This window comes from Pelagibacterium montanilacus (genome assembly GCF_003992665.1).
Classification (GTDB): Bacteria; Pseudomonadota; Alphaproteobacteria; order Rhizobiales; family Devosiaceae; genus Pelagibacterium; species Pelagibacterium montanilacus.
In genome coordinates this window covers 38829-60919 of sequence record NZ_RZMX01000046.1, presented here as the reverse complement: position 1 = coordinate 60919, position 22091 = coordinate 38829, and the positions used below count along the sequence as shown (strand labels likewise).

Genomic DNA, 22091 nt, shown 5'->3' with positions numbered 1-22091 from the left:
GTTTGCATCTCGAGCGGCCCGCTTCCCCAAGCCGGCCGGCTCGCCATTAACGATGCATTTGCCGTGCCAGACTGCGAGATTGAGTAAAATCAATGGGTTGGCTTGATGCGGCCGTCCCGCGCCCCTGTGCAGTGTCGGCCTTGTGGCAAATCCTGCCGGGCAAATCCTGCCGGGTTCACCCCTTTGGTAACCAATCGTTAACCCTGTTTCGCTTAGCTCTGGTGGAAGACAATTTCCCCGTCCCGAAGGGATTCGCGCGTCCATGACCGACGTCACCGAAAGCGACGACATCGACCGGGGATCCGCCCCCGCGCCGCAGGGCCGCCGCAAGGGGCTGGTGCTGGGCGGCGCCGTGCTGGGCCTGCTCGTTGTCGCCGGTGGCGGCGCCTACGCGCTGATGCAGTCGGGGGTGCTGGGCGGCGCGCCCGCCGCCGAGGCCATGGCGGTCGCCGAGGACGTCCATTTCTACGACCTCCCGGTCATGACCGTGAACCTGAACACCGGCGGGGAATCGGTGGAATTTCTCCGGATCACCGCATCGCTCGAAGTGCGCGATGCCGCCATGATGGAGGTCATCGAGCCGCGCATCGCCCGCGTGCTCGACGCGTTCCAGGTCTATCTGCGCGAGCTTCGGCGCAGCGATCTCGAAGGCTCGGCGGGCGTCTATCGTATCAAGGAAGAGCTTCAGCGCCGGGTCAACATCGCCGTCTATCCGGCCGTGGTCGACGATATCCTGTTTCGCGAACTTCTGGTCCAGTAGGGGGCGGCATGGCGAGCGAACCGGCCAGCAAAGCCGAAGACGACGAGCTGAGCGAGGACTGGGCCGCCGTGCTGGGCGCCGTCGAAAACGACGACGAGGGCCGGGTGCTCAACCAGAACGAGGTCGACGACCTCCTGGGCTTTGACGCCTCGGTCAGCGCCAATGTCGAGCTTTCCGGCGTGCGCGCGCTCATCAACTCCGCGCTGGTGAGCTATGAGCGCCTGCCCATGCTCGAGATCGCGTTCGACCGGCTCGTCCGGCTCGCGACCACCAGCCTGCGCAATTTCACCTCCGACAATGTCGAGGTCTCCCTCGATTCCATCACCTCGGTGCGGTTCGGCGATTACCTCAACTCAATTCCTCTACCGGCCATCCTCTCGGTGGTCAGGGCCGAGGAATGGGATAATTTCGGCCTGCTGACGGTCGATTCGAGCCTCATCTATTCGATGATCGACGTGCTCCTGGGCGGCCGGCGCGGCAACAATGTCGTGCGCATCGAGGGCCGTCCCTACACCACCATCGAACTGGCGCTTGCCCGTCGCATGATCGAGCACATCCTCGAGGACATGCACAAGGCGTTCGAGCCGCTCGACGACGTGCATTTCCGCCTCGACCGGATGGAGACCAATCCCCGCTTCGCCGCCATTTCCCGGCCCGGTAACGCCGCGATCCTCGTGGAGCTGCGGATCGATATGGACGATCGCGGCGGCAAGATCGAGATCCTGCTGCCCTATGCCACCATCGAGCCGATCCGCGAACAGCTCCTCCAGATGTACATGGGCGAGAAGTTCGGGCGCGATCCGATCTGGGAGGGCCACCTGGCCACTGAGATCTACGCCGCCGATGTCGAGCTCGAAGCGGTCCTGCACGAGCTCGATCTGCCCCTGTCCCGGGTTCTCAAGCTCGAGCGCGGCGAGACCATCATGTTCGACATGAAGCCCAGCGACCCGGTGACCCTGCGGTGTGGCAATGTCGATCTCACCCGCGCCGTCATGGGACACATAGACAACACCGTATCGCTTCGCATCACCCGTCCGCTCAACCCGCCCAGGGTGACCATGGACGTGTTCGAAGCCATGGAAGCCAAACCGGAGAGCAAGATATGAGCGGGCTGCCCCTGGGTCTCGTCATCGAAGCGGCTGTCGCGCTGCTGCTGGCCACCACGATCGGCTATTGCATCGTGCTCAACCGCAAGCTCAACGCGCTCCATTCGGACCGGGCCGCGCTCGAAAAGATGATCGGCGATCTGGTCTCGGCCACCGACCTCGCCAACAAGGCGATCCGTGGTATGCGCGAGACCGCCGTGGAATCGGACCAGATCATGACCGCCCGGCTCGCCGAGGCCGAACGCTTCGGGGTCGAGCTCGCCAACCACGTCAATGCCGGTCAGGCGGTCATGGACCGCATCGCGCGGATCACCCAGGCCGTGCGCCGCGACGACGAGCCTGCGGCCAACCGCGCCCGCTCCGCCCTCCAGGCCCTCAACCAGCACGAGCAGCGCCGGCGGGAGACCGCCGCGTGAGAACAGTCAGGCTCCTGCCGGTCATCGTGGTCGCGGCCTCCGCCCTCCTCGTGCTCAAGACTGCGGGTCTGGTGACCGGGGCCGGCTATACGCTCGCGGGCATGGGCAGCGCCACCGCGCAGGAAGGCACGGCCGAGCCTGCCGCCGAGCCGGCTCTGGACCGCCAGGCCGAAGGCTATGACGAAGCCGATATCGAGGCCGCCGAAGCTGCCGCCGAGGCGCTCTTCAGCGAACCCGCCGGCGCCGGAGTCGCCACGCCCACCCCTGTCACCCAGGACGACGGGGAGGGCGGGACGGTTCCGATTTCCTCGGCGGCCAGCGCCACGGAGGAAATCGTCGCCGCGCGCCTTGCCGAGCGCCGCGCCGAGCTCGATGCCTTCGCCGCCGAGCTCGCGGACCGGCTCACGCTGGTCGAGGCCGCCGAGCTGCGGATCGACCAGCGCATGGCCGAACTCGCGGCGATCGAAACCCGCATCAACTCAGCCCTCGACGCCCAGGCCGAGGAAGAGCAGCAGCGTTTCGCCAATCTGGTCGCCATGTACGAGGCCATGCGCCCCGCCCAGGCCGGCGCGATCTTCGACAGCCTCGATATCGAGATTCTCGCCCGCGTCGGAGAGGCCATGAACCCGCGGCGACTGGGACCTATCCTCGCGGCCATGGACCCCGCCCGGGCCCGCCAGCTCACCATAAGGCTCGCCAACCCCGACGCCGAGCTCCAGGCCACCGCCGAGCCCGAACACGCCGAACTGCCCCAGATCGTCGGGCAGTAAGGGCAGGGGCGTCGGCTCCCGGTAAGCTCATCTTAAAGGCTCGTCGCTAGTCTCCCGCCATCAGAGCGGCAGGCAGAATGCTTTCGACGACCAAGAATTGGGCAGTCACGTTCTACCAGCCCGCGCGGTTTGCCGTGCGGTGCGCGTTCGCGTGTGCGCTGTTTGTTCTCATATGTCTCGCCTCGGCCCTGCCGGGTGCCGCCCAGGAACGCCTTTCGGTCGAGGCCGAGCAGGGCGAGGGGTTCGGGCGGCTGATCTTCACCTTTCCCGAGCGCACCTCCCTGCCACCCCATGACGTGGCCAGCGACAATGGCGTCCTCGTCGTCGCCTTCGAGACCGTGCTCGATGGGGCCCTGCCCGACGTCGCCGCGCTTCTGGCGCCCTACACGACCGTTGCCCGGTTCGACCCCGATCGCCGCAGCGTCCGCGTGGGTCTGCGCGGCCCCGTCCAGGTCAATGCCATGGAGGCGGGCGAGCAGCTCTATGTCGATCTGCTGCCTTCTGACTGGGTGGGTCTTCCGCCCGGCCTTCCGCCCGAAGCCGTCGAACGCCTGACGCGCCGCGCCGAGGAAGCCGCGCAACTGGCCGAAGAGCGCCGCCGGGCCGAGCTCGTCGCCGAATACCAGCCGGCTGCCAGCGTCCGCATGGGCCGCCACCCCACATTCTCGCGCATCGTTTTCGACTGGAACGTGGGCACCGGCGCCAGCTTCGAGCGCACCGAGGACGGCGGCGCGGCGATCACCTTCGACTGGCCGGTCCCCGTCGATCTCTACGAGGTGCTCTCGGACCGCCCCGAAGAGCTCATCGCGGCGACCAATACCCCGGGCACCGTCGATACCCGTGTCGAGCTCACGCTGGCCGAGGACGTCCAGACCCGGTTCTACGAGGAGACCCCGAGCCGGTTCATTCTCGATATCGACAGCCGCGATCCCATCGCCGGGGCCCTCGACATCACCGCGCTCCCGGGCGCCGAGCCGCTGGTCTCCACCGCTTCGAGCATCGCCGGCGCGCCCGCCGATCCGGCCGACGAGGCAGGGGCGGACGTCCTCCAGACCACGTTGGTGCCCCAGGTCACCGACGAGGGCGCGACCGTGCGGCTGACCTTCCCCTTCCAGGAGGACGTTCCCTCCGCGGCCTTCCGGCGCGGCGATGTGCTCTGGATGGTGTTCGACACCCATGTAGAGATCGAGGCGCCGACCGAAATCCCGCCCGCGCTCGCCGCGCTGGCCGGCGATCTCACGATCCGCCATGATCAGGGCGTGGCCATCATCACCATGACGCTGCTCCAGGATCGTCTCGCCACCCTCGGGTCCGAGGGTCGGTCCTGGGTGCTCTCGCTGGGGGATGTGGTGCTCGACGCCACCGGCCCGATGGTCCTTGAGCGCCGCCGCGCCGCGAGCGGGCTCGACGAGATCACCGTCGCTGTCCCCCGGGCCGGAGGGGTCCACACCATCCACGATCCCGATGTGGGCGACCGGCTCGAAATCGTGACGCTCCATCCCCCCGCGCGCGGCATGCTGCGCGATCTCGACTATGTGGAATTCGCCGCCCCGCGCTCGATCCACGGCCTCGTGATCCGCCCGCGCACCGAGGAGGTCCGGGTCGGGCTCGAAGGCGATCTGGCGGTCGTCTCGGCTCCGGCGGGGCTCACGCTTTCCCCCGATATCGACGTGCGCTTCCGGGTGCCCGTCGCCTCGCGCGACACGGCCATGGATCTGGCGCCCTATATCGAATCCAACCCCGAGGAATTCCGCGAGCGCCACCGCTCCATCGCCTCTCGCGCCTCGGCGTCCGAGGGCCGCGCGCTCGATCAGGCGCGCCTCGAATTGTCCCGCTTCTACCTCGCCAACGATTTCATCAACGAGGCGCTGGGAGTCCTGGGCAATCTGCGGGCCGATCTGCGCAACAGCGAACTCGACGTGCCCACCCGCGTCCTCTGGGCCGCCGCCAATGCGCTCGCCGGACGCCCCGAACCGGCCCTCGATGCGCTCGCCGACGAGCGCCTGCGCGACGAGGCCGACGCCATGATCTGGCGCACGCTCGCCCGCGCCGAACGCGGCGATTTCAGCGGCGCCCGGCTCGATGCACAGGGCGGGGCCGAGGTCATCGACGATTACCCCAACTGGATCCGCTCGCGCTTCCTGCTCACCGCCGCCCGTGCCTCACTCATGAGCGAGGACGCGCAGGGCGCGGGCCGGTTCTTCCAGCGCATCGATCTCGCCCAGCTCGACCGCGAACAGATCGGCGAATACGAACTGCTCATCGGCATGCTCGACGAGCTCAACGGCAACGCCGCCGCCGCGCTCGAAAGCTATGGAAGGGCCATCACCGCCGACCGGCGCCCCACCACCGCCGAAGCGGTCCTGCGCACCATAACCCTGCTCGACAGGATGGGCCGGCTCGACCCCGAGCGCGCATTGCCCGCAGTCGAGGTCCAGGCCGCCCTCTGGCGCGGGGACGCCATAGAGCTCGAACTGGTCGAGCTGATGACCGACCTGCAATACCGCACCGGCAAATACCGCGAAGCCTTCACCGTCACCCGCGAGATCGCCGAGATGTTCGACGAGACCACCATCGTCCCGGCCATGGTGGACCGCGCCCGCGCCGAGTTCGCCGGGCTCTATCTCGATGGCGGCGCCGATGCCCTCGATCCGGTCGCCGCGCTCGGCATCTATTATGATTTCCGCCAGCTCACACCGCCGGGCGCCGAAGGCGACCTGATGATCCGCAATCTCGCCCAGCGTCTCGTGCATGTGGACCTGCTGGGCCAGGCAGCCGAACTCCTCCAGTACCAGGTCGATCACCGGCTGCAGGGCGCGGCCCGGGCCCAGGTGGCGACCGATCTGGCCCTCGTGCACATCGCCAACCGCGCGCCCGACGCCGCCTTGCGCGTGCTCTATCAGAGCCGGCTTGCGGGCCTGCCCTCAGAGCTCGAGCGCCAGCGCCGGGTGCTCGAAGCGCGCGCGCTGGTCGATGCCAACCGCCAGGATCTGGCGCTCGACATTCTCTCGAGCATGTCGGGCAGGGACGTCGACCTGCTGCGGATCGAAGCCTACTGGACGTCCCGGCGATATCGGGAATCCGCCGAGCTGATCGAAACGCTCTACAGCGGCTCGCTGCCCGATGGGCTGAGCTCGCTGGCCCGGATCAACGTGGTCAAGGCGGCGGTGGGCTACGTGCTGGCCGATGATGCGCTGGGCCTTTCGCGCCTGCGCTCACGCTTTTCGCCCGCCATGGCCGAGACCTCCGAATGGCCCATGTTCGCCTTCGTGGTCGAGGACGTGGCCCCCGACAGCCGGGAATTCCGCCAGATCGCCCACGAGGTGGCGGGGCTCGATTCGCTGAACGCGTTCCTCAACGCCTATCGCGAAATCTATTCGGGCTCGAGCGCGCTCGCGCCCCTGCACGCCTCGCGGGACCTCTAGCGCATCTCCCGTGCCGATTGAGTCACAACAGGCTGTGCCTAGTCCTTCTTGGGCCGATAGACCCCGTCCTTGTCGCGTTCGAGCGTCACCATCGCACCCTTTTTGACCTCCGAGCGGTTGCGCTGGAGCTGCTCGTTCTTGGCTTCGGCGGCGCGCTTGTCCTCCTCGCGGAAGGATTTGCGCCAGTCGCGCATGATCGCGCGCACGCCCAGCCCGATGATGATGGCGGTAACGATCAGAACGAGGGTCGATCCCATTACAGTCCCAGACGGGCCCAGAGCGCCCGCTCCTCAAGTCGGTTCAGTGCCGAGCCCAGCGCATCGTCGGTTCCCTGGGCCCCGATCCCCAGCCCGGGCAGCGAAAAAAAGCTCCGCTTGGGCGCGATCGGCCGCAGCCGCACATCATTGCCATAGCGTTCCCGCAGGACCGTATGCATTTCTCCCAGCCCGTCGACAAGTCCCATTTCGAGCGCACGGCCCGCGGTCCAGAACCGGCCCGAAAACAGCTCGGCCTCCTCGCCCTTGAGCTTTTCCCCCCGGCGCGTGCGCACATAGTCGATGAAGACGTCGTGCACGTCGAGTTCGAGCTGCTTGATGTGGTCCACGTCCTCGGGCTTTTCGGGCAGGAACGGGTCCAGCGTCGATTTGTTGGTGCCCGCCGTATAGAGCCGGCGCGTCACCCCCAGCTTGGCGATCGCGTCCACAAAGCCGAACCCGGCCATCACCACCCCGATCGATCCCACGATCGAGGAGGGATCCGCGATCACCTCGTCGCCGGCCACCGCGATGAAATAGCCCCCCGAAGCCGCTGCATCTTCCACAAAGACCAGCACGGTCTTGTCGTGCCGGTCCGCAAGCTGGCGAATGCGCCGCGCGATCAGCCGCGATTGCACCGGCGAGCCCCCCGGCGAGTTGACCACCAGCGCCACGGCAGGCGCCTTGCGGTTGGCGAACGCCTTCTCGAGCAGCGGGGAGATCGAGGCGATGTTGAGCCGGCCCGGGCGCTGGTCCTGGGAAATCTGGCCCTGCAGGCGCACCACGGGAACCACCGGCCCCTTCTTGAACAGCCGCTTGTACCACGGGGCCCTGGCTCGTTCGGTTTCGCCTGTGCTCATGGGTGCGGGGTGCTCCTTTTGGGACATGTCGATGCGCGATTCATGTCTGCCATGTAGGAGGTCAACCGCCTTTTGGCCAGTCCAGCCGGCGCGCGCCCCGGAAAATCGCCTCGGGGACGGGCGCAAATCCATTCCCTTCCGCCTCGTGGATCACCAGCGGCGCATGCAGCACCGGCGCGGCGCGCGAGCCCTTGCGCCCCCTGACGAGCACGCGGCCCGCGGCCCGGCCCGGGCGCGCGGCGATGGGCAGGATCTCGATCCCCCCCATGCGGGCGGAAAACCCGGCCAGCAGCGCGGGCAGGGCCTCGGCCGTGTACACCATGATGATCTCGGCCTGCGCGTGTCCGGCGGTGGCCGCGGCCCTGATCCAGTCCTCGAGCGCGGACGCCGCCATGTGCCGGGCCCGCGCGCGACCGGCCACTGCCGATTGCGTGCCGGCGGGAAAATAGGGCGGGTTGGCGATCACCACGTCGAAGTGATCGCGCACGAGCCCCGCGGCCAGCCGCTCACGCCCCGGCGCCGTCACATCGACCGCGATCACCCCGGTCCGCCCACCCAGCCCGTTGCGCGCGGCGTTCTGCATCGCGAGCGCGCACTGGTCGGGGTCGATCTCGGCGAGCATCGCCCGGGCGCCGGGCACATGGGTGAGCGCGGTCAGCCCCGCCACCCCCACGCCGGCGCCCATATCGAGGATCGCACCGGCATCGTCGGGCACGCTGGCCCCAAGGAGCACGGAATCCATTCCGGCCCGAAAGCCCCTGCGGTGCTGGAGTATGGACAATTTGCCGCCCAGAAAGGCGTCCTCTGTGAGGTCTTGGCGTTTTACAATTCCGAGCGGCTGGTTTACCGACATACCCATGAGAGGTCCGATTGCGGGCCGATACGGCAATGATAGACGAACGGGCTGGCCCACACCACCGGCCCCGGGAGAATATCGCCCATGGCGGTTGAAAGTCTGGAAAAGCGCCCGAGGGCGGACGACGCACAGGCCATGGACCGGCTCGTTGCGGCCACCCGTGCCGATATGGACGCGGTCAACGCGCTCATCGTGTCGCGTGCCGACAGCTCGGTCGAAATGGTCCCCGAGGTTGCCAACCATCTGATTGCCGCCGGGGGCAAGCGCCTGCGGCCCATGCTGACGCTCGCGGCCTCCGCCATGTTCGGCACCGCCGACGGCAATGGCGTGCGGTTTGCCGCTGCGGTCGAGTTCATGCACAACGCCACGCTCCTGCACGACGACGTGGTCGATGAATCCGACATGCGCCGGGGCCGGCCCGCCGCCCGCACCATCTGGGGCAATCAGGCCTCGGTTCTGGTGGGAGATTTCCTCCTCGGCCAGGCCTTCATGATGATGGTGGAAAGCGGCGATCTCGCGGCTCTGGGCGTGCTTTCGCGCGCCGCCGCGACGATTGCGGAGGGCGAGGTCTTCCAGCTCGCCAAGGCCGGCGATCTCTCGACCACCGCGGGGGACTACGACCGCATCATCCACGCCAAGACCGCAACGCTTTTCGAAGCCGCCACCGAAGTGGGCGCCATGGCCGGCGGCGCCGCCACCGAGCAGCGCGAGGCGCTTGCCGCCTATGGGCGCGAACTGGGCATGGCCTTCCAGCTCGTCGACGATGTGCTGGACTATGGCGGCGCCCGCGGCAATCTGGGCAAGAACACAGGCGATGATCTGCGCGAGGGCAAGATGACCCTGCCCATCATCCTCTCTCTGGCCACCGCCGATGCCGCCGAGCGGCGCACAATCGAGTCCGCGCTGGGCAACACCAATGCCGATTCCGGCGTCTTTGAGACGGTGCTTGCCATTCTCGAACGCCACGACGCGCTGGCCCAGACCATGGCGCGGGCCGAGGGCCATGCCCAGGCCGCCCGCGCGGCGCTCTCGGGGCTGCCATCGTCCCCCATTGCCGACATCCTGCTCGACGTCCCCGCCTTCTGCACCCGGCGCGCCTACTGACCCCGCCGCTCGGCGATGGACAAGTCCCCGGTCCCCTGCTACCGATCTGCGCGATCGCGCGCGTTCGGCAAAGGCCGCTGAAACAGGCGGCCGCGGGGCGCGCGGCACACCGATGACACAGGCGGTCCCGCAGCCTTTATAGAGGGTGCGGAGCCAACCCAGGTTCTCTTCCGCACGCAAGGCGCCCCGACCCATGCCCGAATTGCTTCTCGAGCTTTTTTCCGAGGAAATCCCAGCGCGCCTCCAGCGGCGCGCCGCCGAGGATCTCAAGAAGGCCGTGACCGACGCCCTGGTCGAGAACGGGCTGGTCTATGAAAGCGCCGGCGCCTTTGCCACCCCGCGTCGGCTGGCCCTCACCGTCACCGGACTGCCCCCTGCATCCCCCGACACCCGCGAAGAGCGCAAGGGCCCCAAGGTCGGCTCCCCCGACAAGGCCGTCGAAGGCTTTCTGCGCGGCGCGGGCCTGTCCTCGATCGACGAGGCCAAGATCCAGTCCGATCCCAAGAAGGGCGATTTCTACGTCGCCGTCATCGAAAAGAAGGGCGCGCCGGCGATCGATCTTCTGACCGAGATCCTGCCTGCCGCCATCAAGGGCTTTCCCTGGGGCAAGCCCATGCGCTGGGGCACCGGGCGGCTCGAATGGGTCCGCCCGCTGCGCGCCATCACCGCCACTTTCGGGGCCGATGGCGAGGAACCCGAGACCGTCGAGTTCGAGATCGGGGAGATCCGGTCGGGCCACACCACGTTCGGCCACCGCTTCCACGCCCCCGAACCGATCCGCGTCCGCCGGTTCGATGATTACGTCCAGGCGCTGGAAAAGGCCCGCGTCGTCCTCGATATCGACCGCCGCAAGCAGTCGATCCGCGCCGATGCTGAGGAACTGGCCTTCGCCCAGGGCCTCGAGGTCATCGCCGACGAGGGCCTGCTCGAGGAGGTCGCGGGGCTGGTCGAATGGCCCGTCGTCATGATGGGCAGCTTTGACGAAGCGTTTCTCTCGGTGCCCGAGGAAGCGGTGATCGCCACCATCCGCGCCAACCAGAAATGCTTCTGCCTGCGCGATGCGGTCACCGGCAAACTCGCCAACCGCTTCCTTTTGACCGCCAATCTCGTCGCCGAGGATGGCGGCGCCACCATCGTGGCGGGCAATGAGCGCGTCATCCGCGCCCGGCTTTCGGACGCCAAGTTCTTTTACGAAACCGACCTCGCCACCCCGCTCGCCGATAATCTGCCCCGGCTGGATTCGGTGGTCTTCCACGCCAAACTGGGTACCCAGGCCGCCCGGGTCGCGCGCATCGAGGCCCTGGCCGCCCAAATCGCCCCGATGGTGGGCGCCGACCCGGAAGACGCACGCCGCGCCGCCCGGCTCTCGAAAGCCGACCTGCCCACCGGCATGGTGGGCGAGTTCCCCGAGCTCCAGGGCCTGATGGGGCGCTATTACGCGCTCGCCCAGGGCGAAAAGCCCCAGGTCGCCGCCGCGATCGAGGACCATTACAAGCCGCTCGGCCCGTCCGACCGCGTGCCCGCCGAGCCCGTCGCCATCGCCGTGGCGCTCGCCGACAAGCTCGATCTGCTCACCGGCTTCTGGTCGATTGACGAAAAGCCCACCGGCTCGAAAGACCCCTACGCCCTCCGCCGCGCCGCGCTGGGGGTGATCCGGCTGGTGGAGGATAATCGGCTCAGACTAAAGCTGATTGTTCTGTTTGAAATGCACTCCGAAACATGGCGCAGTCATAGGCAGGAAGCGCGGGCCGCCGACAAACAAGGATCGGGTTTCGCTGACGGTTCTTCAGTGATTGGGTTCGCCTCGCGTGATGTGAATGGCCGCAAGGTCGAATTGAAGAACCTGGACCTCCTCTCGTTCTTCCACGACCGGCTCAAGGTCTCGCTCCGCGATGCCGGCGCGCGCCATGATCTCGTCGATGCGGTGATTTCCGAGGACAGCGACGACATCCTTCAGATCGTCAACCGCGTTGCCGCGCTGGGCGATCTGCTCGGGACCGAGGACGGCAAGGCCCTGCTCGCGGGCTATCGCCGCGCGGTCAACATCCTCGTCGCCGAGGAAAAAAAGGACGGGCGCAGCTATGGCGGCGAGCTCGACGCCAATGCGCTGACTGCACCCGAGGAAACCGTCCTCTCCACGGCCATCGATCTGGCCCGCGGGGAAGTGGACGGACGCCTTGCCGCCGACGACTACGCCGGCGCCGTCTCCACCCTCGCCAGCCTGCGCGCGCCGGTCGATACCTTCTTTGAAAACGTGATGGTCAACGCCGACGACCCGGCCGTGCGCATCAATCGCCTCACCCTCCTCGCCCAGCTGCGCGACACCATGCACAAAGTCGCCGATTTCGGCCAGGTGGCGGGGTAACCGGAGCGTTTCCAGCAAAAGTGGAACACTTTTGCGGTTCGGAAACGCGACCAGCAAAGACCTGCGCTCCCAGCAAAAGTGGAACACTTTTGCGGTTCGGAAACGCGACCAGCAAAGACCGGCAAATACCAGCTCTGCCGGCAAAGACCGGATGCAGCGTGCGCCCAGGTGTGCTAGAGTGTTCCGATGACCCGCATTTCCCAGCCCCGCACCGGTAAGGTCGCACCCAAAGGGTGGAGTCTCGACACGGCCAAGAAGGTGGCCGCAGTCGAGGGACTGGTCGTGACCGCTCACATGGAACAGGCGATTTCGCGCCGGGGCGATGCCGGGCGCAAGGCCGTTCATGCCGTCGTGAGCAAAGACTGACGACCTGATCTATGGCTTCGAGCAGGATCCTCTCTGCTATCGGGGCACTACGGTCCTTCGTAACAAGGCTGATCTGAAATCCCAGGCTTTGCTCGATGAGTTCGAGGCGGCCATGTTTGCCTTGCGCGCGAGCGGACCCTGGCCGCATGGCGATTTGGGCACGTCCTACTATCGCGGCCTTCACCACCACTTTTTTCAGGATGTGTTCGATTGGGCGGGGACATACCGGACCGTCAGAACTGCCAGGGCGGCAACTGGTTCTGCTACCCCGAGAATATAGAAGCGGAAATGGCGAGGCTGTTCGGATGGGCCGAAGGGCGGGACTGGTTCGTGGGACACCCGCGGGAGCGCTTCGTACGTGAACTGGCGCACTTTATTGCCGAGCTCAACGCCATACATCCGTTTCGCGAAGGCAATGGCAGGACTCAGTTTGCAGTGATGAGCATCCTGACTGAGGTGTCCGGATACGGGTTCAACGCCGACGCTCTTGAGCCGGCTGTCGCGCTGGACGCCATGATCCAGAGCTTCGGTGGCGATAACCGAAACCTCGAGCGCCTTGTCCACGCCCTCATCGCCTAGCCGGCGGCCCTGCGCCCGGGCTTGAATTCGGCCATGCCCTCATTGGCCAGCCGATCGGCGCGTTCGTTGAATTCGTCGCCCGCATGGCCCTTCACCCAATGCCAGGTGATGGTGTGCGGGCGCACCGCTTCGTCCAGCGCCTGCCAGAGCTCGACATTCTTGACCGGCTTTTTCGCCGCGGTCTTCCAGCCGTTCCGCTTCCAGCCATGCAGCCAGCCCTGAATGCCGTTCTTGACGTACTGGCTGTCGGTGTACATCTCCACCGTGCAGGGGCGCTTGAGCGCGTTGAGCGCCGCGATGGCCGCGGTCAGCTCCATCTGGTTGTTGGTGGTCTGCGCTGCGCCGCCCGAAAGGTCGCGCACATGGCCGTTGAACTGGAGCACCGCGCCCCAGCCGCCCGGACCGGGATTGCCCGAACAGGCCCCGTCGGTATGGATGGTCACCGTATCGCTTGCTGTATCGCTCACCGGCCGCTCGCTGCCTCGAGCTCGCGCAGGACGCGCGGGATGTTGAACGCGATGTGCTCCTCGGCGGTGGTGGCGATCTCGACGCTCACCGCGTAGCGCTCGGCAAAGGCCGCGATCACCTCCTCGACCAGTTGCTCGGGCGCCGAGGCCCCGGCGGTGATCCCCAGCGAGGTGATGCCGGCAAACTGGTCCCAGTCGATGTCGCCGGCGCGCTGGACCATCACCGACACCCGGCATCCGGCCCGCTCGCCCACTTCCACCAGCCGCATGGAGTTCGAGGAATTGGGGGCGCCCACCACGATCATGGCGTCGACCTGCGGGGCCACCACCTTCACCGCCTCCTGGCGGTTGGTGGTCGCATAGCAGATGTCTTCCTTGTGCGCCACCGAAATGGCCGGGAACCTGCTCTTGAGCACCAGAACGATGGCGCTGGTGTCGTCCACCGAAAGCGTGGTCTGGGTCACGAGCGCGAGATTGTCGGGATCCCGCGGGGCGAACGCCTCGGCGTCCGCGACCGTTTCGATCAGCGAGATGCGCCCGGGTGGCAACTGGCCCATGGTCCCGATCACCTCGGGGTGCCCCTTGTGCCCGATCAGGACGATGTCGCGTCCGTCCTCGGCGTGCCGCTGGGCTTCCACATGCACCTTGGTTACCAGCGGGCAGGTTGCGTCGAGATAAAACATGTTGCGGTGCCGGGCCTCGGCGGGCACCGACCTGGCCACCCCATGGGCCGAAAAGATCACCGGCGCCTCGGTTCCCTCGGGGATTTCGTCGAGTTCCTCCACGAACACCGCGCCCTTGGCGCGCAACCCGTCCACGACATATTTGTTGTGCACGATCTCGTGGCGCACATAGACGGGCGCCCCGAATTTCTTGAGCGCCAGATCCACGATCTGGATGGCGCGGTCCACCCCGGCGCAAAAGCCGCGCGGGGCACACAACAGGATCTTGAGATGGGGCTTGCCGGTCATGGGCGAGAGATGCGGGCTGGCGCCCTGCAAGTCAAGGCATGAGCATGGCGATGGGGGGTGGAGTTCGCCCGCCGCGACGATTTTGCCCTGTTGCTCCGGTGCCCCCCGGCAGGCAATATGGCTGTGAACCAATTGGGATTTTTCGGGTGGCGCTCTCCCATCATATATTCGCGATCGCGCCTGCGCAGGGCCGGCCATCGGTCAGCAAGGCGCAGGGGCGGCTGCTCGTGGGCAAGGCCAAATGGGTGTTCGCCGCCGCGCAGGCCGGCCTGCCCACCGTTCCCACCATCGTCATCACCCGCGCCGCATGGCGTGCCCTGCAAGAGGAGCGCGAAGCAGGCGGGGACAGCCTGCGCCGGGTCTGGGTGGCCACGCTCTTTAAACTCGTGGGCGCCGATACCAGGCCGCCCGAACTGGTGGTCCGCACCTCCGCGCCCCGGCACATGCCAGGCCTGCGTCCGGCCCGCACGGGGCTTCCCGCGCCCGGACGACCCGAGGATTCGGTCGATCCCGCCCGCCCGCTCGGCAAGGCGATCACCGCCGCGTTCGACTCCTACGGGGGAGGGGATCCGGCCCTCGCCGGGCCCGACGATATCGACGTGGAAAATTCCATCGTCATCGTCCAGGCCTTTGCCCGGGGCGATCTCATCCAGTTCCTCACCCGCAATGCCACCTCCGGGCGCATGGGCCCGGTGGCCCTGCCGGGCGGCAAGCTGCCGCCCTTGCCCGACAACGCGCTCAAGCTCGCGCGCACCATCGATGCGGTGTCCGGCCGCCACATGGCCTGCCTCGTCTCGCTGGCCGATGGCGAGGCGGCGCTGGTGTCCGCGCGGCCCGTCCAGGTCAGCGCCGGCGCCCATCTCGAAGCGGCCATCGACCGGGTGGATGCCAATGTATGGTCCAGCGCCGATGCGGTCCGGCGCTTCAACGCCGCCCAGCTTCCCCAATTGCTTCACCCCCGCCTCGCCACTCCCGAGCACGATACGGCCATCGCCTCGGGGCTGGGCGTGTCACCCGGCGCGGCGAGCGGGGAGATCGTCTTTACCGCCGATGACGCCGCCCGCTGCCGGGCGCGTGGCCGGCACTGCATCCTTGTGGTCATGGAAACCGGCCCGGGCGATATCGAGGGCATGAAGGCCGCCACCGGGTTTCTGACCGCGCGCGGCGGCATGACCAGCCATGCGGCGGTCGTCGCCCGCATCACGGGAAAGCCCTGCGTGGCTGGCGTGCGCAGTCTCTCGATCGATCCGGTGGCCGGCACCTGCCGGATCGGGGAGCAGACCTTCAACGCCGGCGAGCAGATCACCATCGACGGCAATGATGGTGGCATCTTTTCGGGTCGCCTGCCGCTCTCGCGCCCGCATCTGGGCGGCGCCATGTCCCGGCTGCTCGATTGGGCCGATGACAGCCGCACCATTTCCGTGCGCACCAATGCCGAGACCATCGAAGCCGCCCTCAACGCGCTCAGCTTCGGGGCCGAGGGCATCGGGCTCGCCCGGTCCGAGCACATGTTCTTTTCCGGGGACCGGATGCTGGCCCTGCGGCGCCTGATCCTCTCGGAAAGCGAGGCCGACCGCGCCTCCGCGCTCGAAGGGCTGGTGGACTATCAGGCCGCCGATTATGCCGAACTGTTCGCGATCATGCAGGACAAGCCGGTCAATGTCCGGCTGTTCGATCCCCCGCTGCATGAATTCCTGCCGCGCTCGGCCGAAGATGTCGAGGAGACCGCGTCGGCGCTCGGGCTGTCGGTGGAGACCCTCAAGGGCCGGCTCCAGCGGCTCAACGAGGTCAACCCGATGCTCGGGCACCGGGGCTGCCGGCTGGTCATCACCTATCCCGAAATCCTTGCCATGCAGGTCAAGGCGCTCATCCTCGGGGTCGAGACGGCCATGGACAAGCAGGACATGCCGGTCAATCTCGAGATCATGGTTCCCTTCGTCACCTCGGCGCGCGAGGTGGCCTGGATCAAGAAACGCGTCCACGACATGGTCGCCCAGTCGCCTGCCTTTGCGCACGGCGCCACCATGCGCTTCGGCACCATGATCGAGTTGCCGCGCGCCTGCCTGCGGGCCGGGGAGATCGCCCGTGAGGTCGATTTCTTCTCCTTCGGCACCAATGATCTCACCCAGACCACCTACGGGATCTCGCGCGACGACGCCCCGGCCTTCCTTGCCACCTATCACCGCAAGGGCATCTACGACGCCGATCCATTCGTGACCATCGACACCCGCGGGGTGGGCGAATTGATCCGGATCGCCATCGAGCGCGGGCGCCAGGCCAATCCCGCCCTCACCATCGGCATCTGCGGCGAGCACGCCGGGGACCCCGAATCGCTGCGCTTTTTCTCAGGGCTGGACATCGATTACGTGAGTTGCTCGCCCTATCGCGTCCCCGTCGCGCGTCTCGTCCTCGCCCAGTCCCTCGCCTGACGTCGAGGCCCCCGGCCGCTCCCCGCACACAAAGGCGCCGCTGCCCGAAAATGGGTCCGGCTTTGCCCAATTGCTGCCGGGTGTCTGCCAGATTGCCCGTGTTTACCCCTTCATAACCCTAATCGAGGATCATCGGGACTGACGGCATTTGATTCAGTTTGTGTGGCATTCGTGCAGCGCGGCGATCTGGATCGGCTCTGGTCGCGGTGAAATTGGGTTTTCGTTCAGCGACCAAAGGGGCAGCCGGAGTGGTGTTGAGTAGTGAGTGGCGTAGGCGTATGACGTATCGGATTTTCCCGAAGCGGGCCGGAAATCAAAGACTGTTCGGCTCAGGCCGACAGGCTCTGGCCGGACTTGCAGTGTCGGCCTTCGTTTACTGCGCCTTCGCGCCGGGCACCGGAGGCGCCCGCGTCTTTGATCCTGCGACCGAACTGCCGCCTGCGCCCACCGCGTCGCTGACGTTCGGGGACGGCCAGCCCGCCATAGAGGGCTCTGTGGCCTCGCTCTTCTCCACATCAATGTTTTCCGGGCCCAACCGTTCCGAAAAGACTGACCGGCTGTTGCCGCGCACCGATCTCGTCGCCTTCACCCAGGGCTTTGACGCGGTGCGCCTGTCCATCGCCTCGGCCCGTGCGGCCGGCACGACTTACGGCCAGTCCGGCATCGCGGTCGCCGATATCGACGAGGCCGAGGAGATCGGCCCGCGCATTTCCGTGGCTTCGATCGATCACAGCGGCGTCGAAGCGCTCGGCGCCATCGACGCTCTGGCCGGCACCGGCTCGCTCGACCCCAGCGTGCCACGGCCCATCCCCGTGCCCGAGCGGCTCGCCTATTCGCGGGCCAACACTCCTGCCACCGATTTCACCCCCAAGCACGCCTGGTCCGAGCGCGAGCAGTGGTGCCTTTCGACCGGGATCTATTTCGAGGCCCGCGGCGAGAGCTATCGCGGCCAGGTCGCGGTCGCCCAGGTCATCATGAACCGGGTCGAGCACAAGAACTATCCCAACTCAATCTGCGGGGTCGTCTACCAGAACCAGCATAGGCGCAATGCCTGCCAGTTCTCCTTTGCCTGCGACGGCAAGACCAACGTCAACCGCACGCCCGAGATCGCCGCATGGGCCCAGGCCCAGGAAATCACCGCCACCGTGCTCGACGAGGACATCTACCTCCCCGAAGTCGGCGACGCGACCCACTACCACGCCACCTATGTGCGCCCGCGCTGGGCCCGCAACATGGATCGCGTCACCCAGGTCGGGCTCCACGTCTTCTACCGGTTCCGTCCCGGCTGGCGGTTCGGCTGAGCACTGGAGCGTTTCCAGGAAAAGTGGAACACTTTTCAGGTTCGGAAACGCGACGAACTAAGGACCTGGAGCGTTTCCAGGAAAAGTGGAACACTTTTCAGGTTCACAAACGCGACACATGCCCAGAGGCAAGGGCGGTCAGCGCTTGACCGAGCAGGTCACGAAGCTTCCGCTCGCCACGCACACCCGCAACGCATCCGGCCCGATCGCCTGGATTGTCTCGCGCCCTTCGGCGCTGCGCGTGTGGCGGTAGATCGACGTGCCTTCGGGCCCGGCCCAGTCTTTGAGCAAAACGGCCCCGGCACTGTCCGCCCGCACCCGCTCCACGCTGATGCCGGGATACAGCACGTGCCGGGACACCATCGCGTCCGATGAATAGGTGCCCGTCGGCGTCACCGCCACATTGACCGTTCGGGCGCGCCCAAACCCGATCTTTGTGACCACAGACGCGCTCTCGGGCTCGAGCGACACCCAGTCCTCGTGGGTGATCTCGTAGTCGGTCGCGTCGAACTTGACCAGCGTCGAGAGCGGCCCGGTGGCGTCGTCCGCGCGTGAGGCCTGCGCGCCGCCCAGGGCCGCAAGGCCCAGCAGAACCACCGCCACGATCAACCGCACGAGGGGCGGAATGGTATGCCGGTGCACAGGTCTGGGCTGACGCTGGTACATGGATCTGCTCGCTTGGCTTATCGGCCGTTAACGGATTATCAACCTTTCCGTTCAGTTAACGCAAAGCCCATCTTTACCCAAGGTTAACCATAAAATTTGAAACAAGGTTTAGCGATCCGGGACAGCGCCCGGACCTCGCGCGTTTGCGCCCGGCGTCAGGCTTCGATGGTGAGGCTTTCGCAGACTTCGATGAACCGGTCATGGGCCTGCTGGGTAGGCCAGGGGCGGATCAGCCGCTCGAACCCGGGCAGGTCGAACCCGGCCAGGGTCGGCTCCCCGAAAATCTTGCGCGCTTCGTCGGGCTCGAACCCGGCCAGGTTCACCGCCTCGAAGAACGCCGCTTCCCGGTCCGCCCGCTTGATCGTCTTGGCGAGCGCCCTGGGCGCGATCGCCGAAAGCCCGAACCGCACATGGATCGCGCCCAGCAGCCGGCTTTCCACGTCCCGGTAATTGCCCCCCATCGCGGCCTTGAAGGGCGAGATGATGTCGCCCATCACATATTCGGGCGCGTCGTGCAAAAGCGCGTAAAGCCGCCCCGCATCCTCGATCTCCGGGCTCATCGCCGAGACGATCTCCAGCACGAGGATCGAATGCTGGGCCACCGAGAAGGCATAATCGCCACGCGTCTGCCCGTTCCAGCGCGCCACCCGCGCCAGCCCGTGGGCGATGTCGGACAGCTCGACGTCGAGCGGGGAGGGGTCCAGCAGATCGAGCCTTCGCCCCGACAGCATGCGCTGCCATGCCCGCGATGGAGTGCGCGCCATCTTGTCCCCCGACCCGTGAAATTCTGCTGCTCAGCCTATTGGGAATCGCCGCCCGGCTGACCCAAAGCGTAGCGAGCCCAGCCGGGCAGGGCAAGCGTCGCGGGTCGCCCGCCGACCTCCACAGATTCAGGATCGGCGATCCGGTCGATCCGCACGAGACCGACCGCCGACCCCCCGATCACCCGGCCGATCTGACCCGCCGCCTTGCCGCTCGCGACAACGCCGTCCCCGGCCGCCGCGTCCGTCAGCCCGCCCACGATCACAGGCCGCCGGCGCGCCGTGCCGCGATGCTGCATCCGCGAGACCACTTCCTGGCCCACATAACAGCCCTTCTTGAAATCCACTCCGCCCAGATGGTCCATGCCGATATCGTGGGGAAAGACCTCTTCGGCCCCGAAATCGGGCCCAAGCTCGGGTATGCCCAGCGCGATGCGCGCCTTGTGCGCGCCGTCTCCCGCAGCCCAGCCGCCCGCCGCCTCGCGCTCGGCGATCACCCGGTAACCCAGCCCCTCGTCCCGCCCGTCGGCATGGACGATCCCCGCCTCGGGCCGCTCGGCGGACCATCCCACGCGATGGGTCTCGGCCAGCACCGCGATCTCGAGCTTGGCCCGCAGCCGGTACATGGTCATCCGCTTGCGGAAATTTTCCGCCACGCTCTCATGGACGTCGAGCCACCAGCCGTCGTCCGCCCACCCGATCAGCCCCTCGGCCAGCAGCTTGCCCTGTGGCGAAAGCAGCGCGAACCAGCGCGCCACCGCGTCGCCCTCGGTGATCGAGGGGGTCAGCACGTCGTTGAGCAGATGGGTCGCATCGGGCCCCGAAATCCTGAAAGCCACCCGCTCGCTGCGCAATTCGATTGTCATAGGCCGCTCCCTGCTGGACTTGGTCCCGGCCCGTCCGGTAAACCCGGGCCAGTCGTTCCCGTGCCCGGAGGTATGCCATGAGTCGCCATTTCGATACGATCCTGCGGGGCGGGACACTGGTCAATCACGACGGCATAGGTGGCGCCGACGTAGGAATTATCAAGGGACGCATCGCCTCGATCGGCGCGCTCTTGAACGATACCGCCGACGAGGTGGTCGATTGCTCCGGCCTTCACATCCTGCCCGGCGTCATCGACACCCAGGTGCATTTTCGCGAACCCGGGCTCGATCACAAGGAAGATCTGGAATCGGGCTCGCGCGCCGCGGTCATGGGCGGGGTCACCGGCGTCTTCGAGATGCCCAACACCAACCCGCTCACCATTTCGCGGCAAACCTTTAACGACAAGATCGCCCGCGCAACCGCGCGCATGCACTGCGACTTCGCCTTTTATATCGGGGGCACGCGCGAGAATGTGGGCGAGCTGGCCGCGCTCGAAAAACTCCCGGGCTGCGCGGGCATCAAGGTCTTCATGGGCTCGTCCACCGGCTCGCTCCTGGTCGCCGACGATGACGGGGTCGAAGCGATCCTCTCGGCCATCTCGCGCCGCGCCGCCTTCCATTCCGAGGACGAATACCGGCTCGAGGCGCGCAAATCCGAGCGCATCGCCAACGATCCCTCGTCCCACCCCGTCTGGCGCGATCCCGAAGCTGCGCTCATGTGCACCAAGCGTCTGGTCTCGCTGGCGAGAAAGACCGGCAAGCGCATCCATGTCCTGCACATCTCGACCCGCGAGGAAATGGCCTATCTCGCCGACCACAAGGACGTGGCCAGCGTCGAGGTCACGCCCCATCACCTGACGCTGGACGAAACCGCCTACGAGCGGCTGGGCACCTACGCCCAGATGAACCCGCCCGTCCGGGACGGGGTGCACCGCGCCGGCATCTGGGACGGGGTCGCCAATGGCGTCGCCGATATCCTTGGGTCCGACCACGCGCCGCATCTGCGCGAGGAAAAGGACAAGCCCTATCCCCAGTCCCCTTCAGGCATGACCGGGGTGCAGACGCTGGTGCCCATCATGCTCGATCACGTCAACGCCGGGCGCCTGAGTCTCCAGCGCTTCGTGGACATGACCAGCCATGGCCCCCAGCGCCTCTTCAACATCGCAGGCAAGGGCCGCGTCGCGGTGGGCTATGACGCCGACTTCACCATCGTCGACCTCAAGCGCACAGAAACCATCACCGACAGCTGGATGGAATCGAAAGCCGGCTGGACCCCCTATGACGGCGTCGCGGTCACCGGCTGGCCTGTGGGCACCTATGTCCGGGGCGCAAAAGTCATGTGGGACGGCGAACTCACCACCCCCTCGAACGGCCAACCCATCCGCTTCATGGAAGCCCTCGAGCCCGAAGCTTAGAGCGTTCAGGATTTGAGCGAACCGCTGGTGGCGTGCACTTCGCTTCCCCGGTGAAAACCGGGGTCCAGCAGAATGCCCGCTACCACTGGTGTTTCAGAGCTGGGCCCATGGGCTGCGGCTTGCGCCGGGGCGGCGATGGAGAGAAACCCCAAGTGGTCAGAGCTCTTGTTCTGATTCAATCGGAACAGGATATGCTTTAGCCTTTGAGCCCGCGTTGCGCCCGATGACCTCGGCGGCGGTCAGCATCCGATAGCTGTGCTCCGGTGCCGAAAAGGCGTGCCGGAGCTCTGACTTGAGCTGGTCCAGGGCTTCGTCCTCGACCGGCTCCTTGCGATGTTCGGTGGGTTCGCTCAC

At 66.8% G+C, this 22091-nt stretch carries 21 protein-coding genes; 12 read left to right on the top strand and 9 right to left on the bottom strand.

Features of this window, described 5'->3' with window-relative positions:
* The first annotated feature begins 262 nt into the window (after window positions 1–262).
* From EO136_RS12400 to EO136_RS12380, 5 genes are all read left to right on the top strand, one after another.
* Complete coding sequence (locus tag EO136_RS12400) at window positions 263–760, top strand: flagellar basal body-associated FliL family protein (RefSeq protein ID WP_127144720.1); 498 nt, start codon at window positions 263–265, stop codon at window positions 758–760.
* 8 nt (window positions 761–768) lie between these two features.
* Window positions 769–1866 carry a flagellar motor switch protein FliM gene (fliM, locus tag EO136_RS12395; RefSeq protein WP_127144719.1) on the top strand — a complete coding sequence of 366 codons (1098 nt, stop codon included), beginning with the start codon at window positions 769–771 and terminating at the stop codon, window positions 1864–1866.
* Window positions 1863–2282 (top strand): DUF6468 domain-containing protein, encoded by a 420-nt coding sequence (locus EO136_RS12390; protein WP_127144718.1) that lies wholly within the window; start codon window positions 1863–1865, stop codon window positions 2280–2282. The genes fliM and EO136_RS12390 overlap by 4 nt, the downstream gene beginning before the upstream one ends.
* Complete coding sequence (locus EO136_RS12385) at window positions 2279–3052, top strand: MotE family protein (RefSeq protein WP_127144717.1); 774 nt, start codon at window positions 2279–2281, stop codon at window positions 3050–3052. Before EO136_RS12390 ends, EO136_RS12385 begins: the two co-directional genes overlap by 4 nt.
* Before the next feature lie 77 nt (window positions 3053–3129).
* A complete protein-coding gene (locus tag EO136_RS12380) occupies window positions 3130–6477 on the top strand; it encodes a hypothetical protein (protein ID WP_127144716.1) in 3348 nt (1115 codons plus the stop codon).
* A 38-nt stretch (window positions 6478–6515) separates the two neighbouring features.
* Here EO136_RS12380 and EO136_RS12375 read toward each other — a convergent pair whose 3' ends face one another.
* From EO136_RS12375 to EO136_RS12365, 3 genes are all read right to left on the bottom strand, one after another.
* Window positions 6516–6734 carry a hypothetical protein gene (locus EO136_RS12375; RefSeq protein WP_127144715.1) on the bottom strand — a complete coding sequence of 73 codons (219 nt, stop codon included), beginning with the start codon at window positions 6732–6734 and terminating at the stop codon, window positions 6516–6518.
* On the bottom strand, window positions 6734–7591 hold the full coding sequence (locus tag EO136_RS12370; protein ID WP_127144714.1) for a S49 family peptidase: 858 nt from the start codon (window positions 7589–7591) through the stop codon (window positions 6734–6736). Before EO136_RS12370 ends, EO136_RS12375 begins: the two co-directional genes overlap by 1 nt.
* Before the next feature lie 61 nt (window positions 7592–7652).
* Window positions 7653–8450 carry a tRNA1(Val) (adenine(37)-N6)-methyltransferase gene (locus tag EO136_RS12365; RefSeq protein WP_127144713.1) on the bottom strand — a complete coding sequence of 266 codons (798 nt, stop codon included), beginning with the start codon at window positions 8448–8450 and terminating at the stop codon, window positions 7653–7655.
* A gap of 81 nt (window positions 8451–8531) precedes the next feature.
* Between EO136_RS12365 and EO136_RS12360 the strand changes: the two genes are divergently transcribed.
* The 4 genes from EO136_RS12360 to EO136_RS19025 all read left to right on the top strand — a co-directional run bounded on the left by EO136_RS12360 (window position 8532) and on the right by EO136_RS19025 (window position 12861).
* Window positions 8532–9551, top strand: a complete 1020-nt coding sequence (locus EO136_RS12360) for a polyprenyl synthetase family protein (protein WP_127144712.1) — start codon at window positions 8532–8534, stop codon at window positions 9549–9551.
* A gap of 193 nt (window positions 9552–9744) precedes the next feature.
* On the top strand, window positions 9745–11916 hold the full coding sequence (glyS, locus tag EO136_RS12355) for a glycine--tRNA ligase subunit beta (protein ID WP_127144711.1): 2172 nt from the start codon (window positions 9745–9747) through the stop codon (window positions 11914–11916).
* A gap of 186 nt (window positions 11917–12102) precedes the next feature.
* Window positions 12103–12282, top strand: coding sequence for a hypothetical protein (locus EO136_RS12350; RefSeq protein ID WP_127144710.1), 180 nt, complete (start codon window positions 12103–12105; stop codon window positions 12280–12282).
* Between the two features lie 210 nt (window positions 12283–12492).
* Entirely contained in the window at window positions 12493–12861 is a 369-nt protein-coding gene (locus EO136_RS19025) for a Fic family protein (protein WP_342773416.1), read from the top strand.
* Here the strand turns inward: EO136_RS19025 and rnhA are convergent.
* Window positions 12858–13328 (bottom strand): ribonuclease HI, encoded by a 471-nt coding sequence (rnhA, locus tag EO136_RS12340; protein WP_246018362.1) that lies wholly within the window; start codon window positions 13326–13328, stop codon window positions 12858–12860. The two genes, EO136_RS19025 and rnhA, sit on opposite strands and share 4 nt — an antisense overlap.
* On the bottom strand, window positions 13325–14299 hold the full coding sequence (gene ispH, locus EO136_RS12335; protein WP_127144709.1) for a 4-hydroxy-3-methylbut-2-enyl diphosphate reductase: 975 nt from the start codon (window positions 14297–14299) through the stop codon (window positions 13325–13327). The genes rnhA and ispH overlap by 4 nt, the downstream gene beginning before the upstream one ends.
* 146 nt (window positions 14300–14445) lie before the next feature.
* On the opposite strand from ispH, the gene EO136_RS12330 reads away from it, so the two are divergent.
* On the top strand, window positions 14446–16728 hold the full coding sequence (locus tag EO136_RS12330; RefSeq protein WP_164730578.1) for a putative PEP-binding protein: 2283 nt from the start codon (window positions 14446–14448) through the stop codon (window positions 16726–16728).
* Between the two features lie 359 nt (window positions 16729–17087).
* The gene (locus tag EO136_RS19130; RefSeq protein ID WP_425466614.1) at window positions 17088–18029 is read left to right on the top strand and encodes a cell wall hydrolase; all 942 of its coding nucleotides are present in this window, start codon (window positions 17088–17090) and stop codon (window positions 18027–18029) included.
* A 138-nt stretch (window positions 18030–18167) separates the two neighbouring features.
* Here the strand turns inward: EO136_RS19130 and EO136_RS12320 are convergent, their stop codons facing one another.
* From EO136_RS12320 to ygfZ, 3 genes are all read right to left on the bottom strand, one after another.
* A complete protein-coding gene (locus tag EO136_RS12320) occupies window positions 18168–18695 on the bottom strand; it encodes a hypothetical protein (RefSeq protein WP_127144706.1) in 528 nt (175 codons plus the stop codon).
* A 155-nt stretch (window positions 18696–18850) separates the two neighbouring features.
* Entirely contained in the window at window positions 18851–19459 is a 609-nt protein-coding gene (locus EO136_RS12315) for an HD domain-containing protein (RefSeq protein WP_127144705.1), read from the bottom strand.
* Window positions 19460–19494: 35 nt separating this feature from the next.
* Window positions 19495–20322, bottom strand: a complete 828-nt coding sequence (gene ygfZ, locus EO136_RS12310; protein ID WP_127144704.1) for a CAF17-like 4Fe-4S cluster assembly/insertion protein YgfZ — start codon at window positions 20320–20322, stop codon at window positions 19495–19497.
* Between the two features lie 77 nt (window positions 20323–20399).
* Here ygfZ and EO136_RS12305 point away from each other — a divergent pair, with 77 nt between their 5' ends.
* A complete protein-coding gene (locus tag EO136_RS12305) occupies window positions 20400–21737 on the top strand; it encodes a dihydroorotase (protein WP_127144703.1) in 1338 nt (445 codons plus the stop codon).
* 156 nt (window positions 21738–21893) lie between these two features.
* Here EO136_RS12305 and EO136_RS12300 read toward each other — a convergent pair whose 3' ends face one another.
* A complete protein-coding gene (locus EO136_RS12300) occupies window positions 21894–22091 on the bottom strand; it encodes a hypothetical protein (protein WP_127144702.1) in 198 nt (65 codons plus the stop codon).

What these genes read in the sequence shown, in the direction of transcription:
- EO136_RS12350 (WP_127144710.1), top strand. Translation starts at nt 12,103, where the DNA reads ATGACCCGCATTTCCCAGCCCCGCACCGGTAAGGTCGCACCCAAAGGG.
- EO136_RS12320 (WP_127144706.1), bottom strand. Translation starts at nt 18,695, where the DNA reads ATGTACCAGCGTCAGCCCAGACCTGTGCACCGGCATACCATTCCGCCC.
- glyS (WP_127144711.1), top strand. Translation starts at nt 9,745, where the DNA reads ATGCCCGAATTGCTTCTCGAGCTTTTTTCCGAGGAAATCCCAGCGCGC.
- EO136_RS12375 (WP_127144715.1), bottom strand. Translation starts at nt 6,734, where the DNA reads ATGGGATCGACCCTCGTTCTGATCGTTACCGCCATCATCATCGGGCTG.
- EO136_RS12400 (WP_127144720.1), top strand. Translation starts at nt 263, where the DNA reads ATGACCGACGTCACCGAAAGCGACGACATCGACCGGGGATCCGCCCCC.
- EO136_RS12360 (WP_127144712.1), top strand. Translation starts at nt 8,532, where the DNA reads ATGGCGGTTGAAAGTCTGGAAAAGCGCCCGAGGGCGGACGACGCACAG.
- fliM (WP_127144719.1), top strand. Translation starts at nt 769, where the DNA reads ATGGCGAGCGAACCGGCCAGCAAAGCCGAAGACGACGAGCTGAGCGAG.
- EO136_RS12305 (WP_127144703.1), top strand. Translation starts at nt 20,400, where the DNA reads ATGAGTCGCCATTTCGATACGATCCTGCGGGGCGGGACACTGGTCAAT.
- EO136_RS12365 (WP_127144713.1), bottom strand. Translation starts at nt 8,450, where the DNA reads ATGGGTATGTCGGTAAACCAGCCGCTCGGAATTGTAAAACGCCAAGAC.
- EO136_RS12315 (WP_127144705.1), bottom strand. Translation starts at nt 19,459, where the DNA reads ATGGCGCGCACTCCATCGCGGGCATGGCAGCGCATGCTGTCGGGGCGA.
- EO136_RS12370 (WP_127144714.1), bottom strand. Translation starts at nt 7,591, where the DNA reads ATGAGCACAGGCGAAACCGAACGAGCCAGGGCCCCGTGGTACAAGCGG.
- EO136_RS12390 (WP_127144718.1), top strand. Translation starts at nt 1,863, where the DNA reads ATGAGCGGGCTGCCCCTGGGTCTCGTCATCGAAGCGGCTGTCGCGCTG.
- ygfZ (WP_127144704.1), bottom strand. Translation starts at nt 20,322, where the DNA reads ATGACAATCGAATTGCGCAGCGAGCGGGTGGCTTTCAGGATTTCGGGG.
- ispH (WP_127144709.1), bottom strand. Translation starts at nt 14,299, where the DNA reads ATGACCGGCAAGCCCCATCTCAAGATCCTGTTGTGTGCCCCGCGCGGC.
- EO136_RS12380 (WP_127144716.1), top strand. Translation starts at nt 3,130, where the DNA reads ATGCTTTCGACGACCAAGAATTGGGCAGTCACGTTCTACCAGCCCGCG.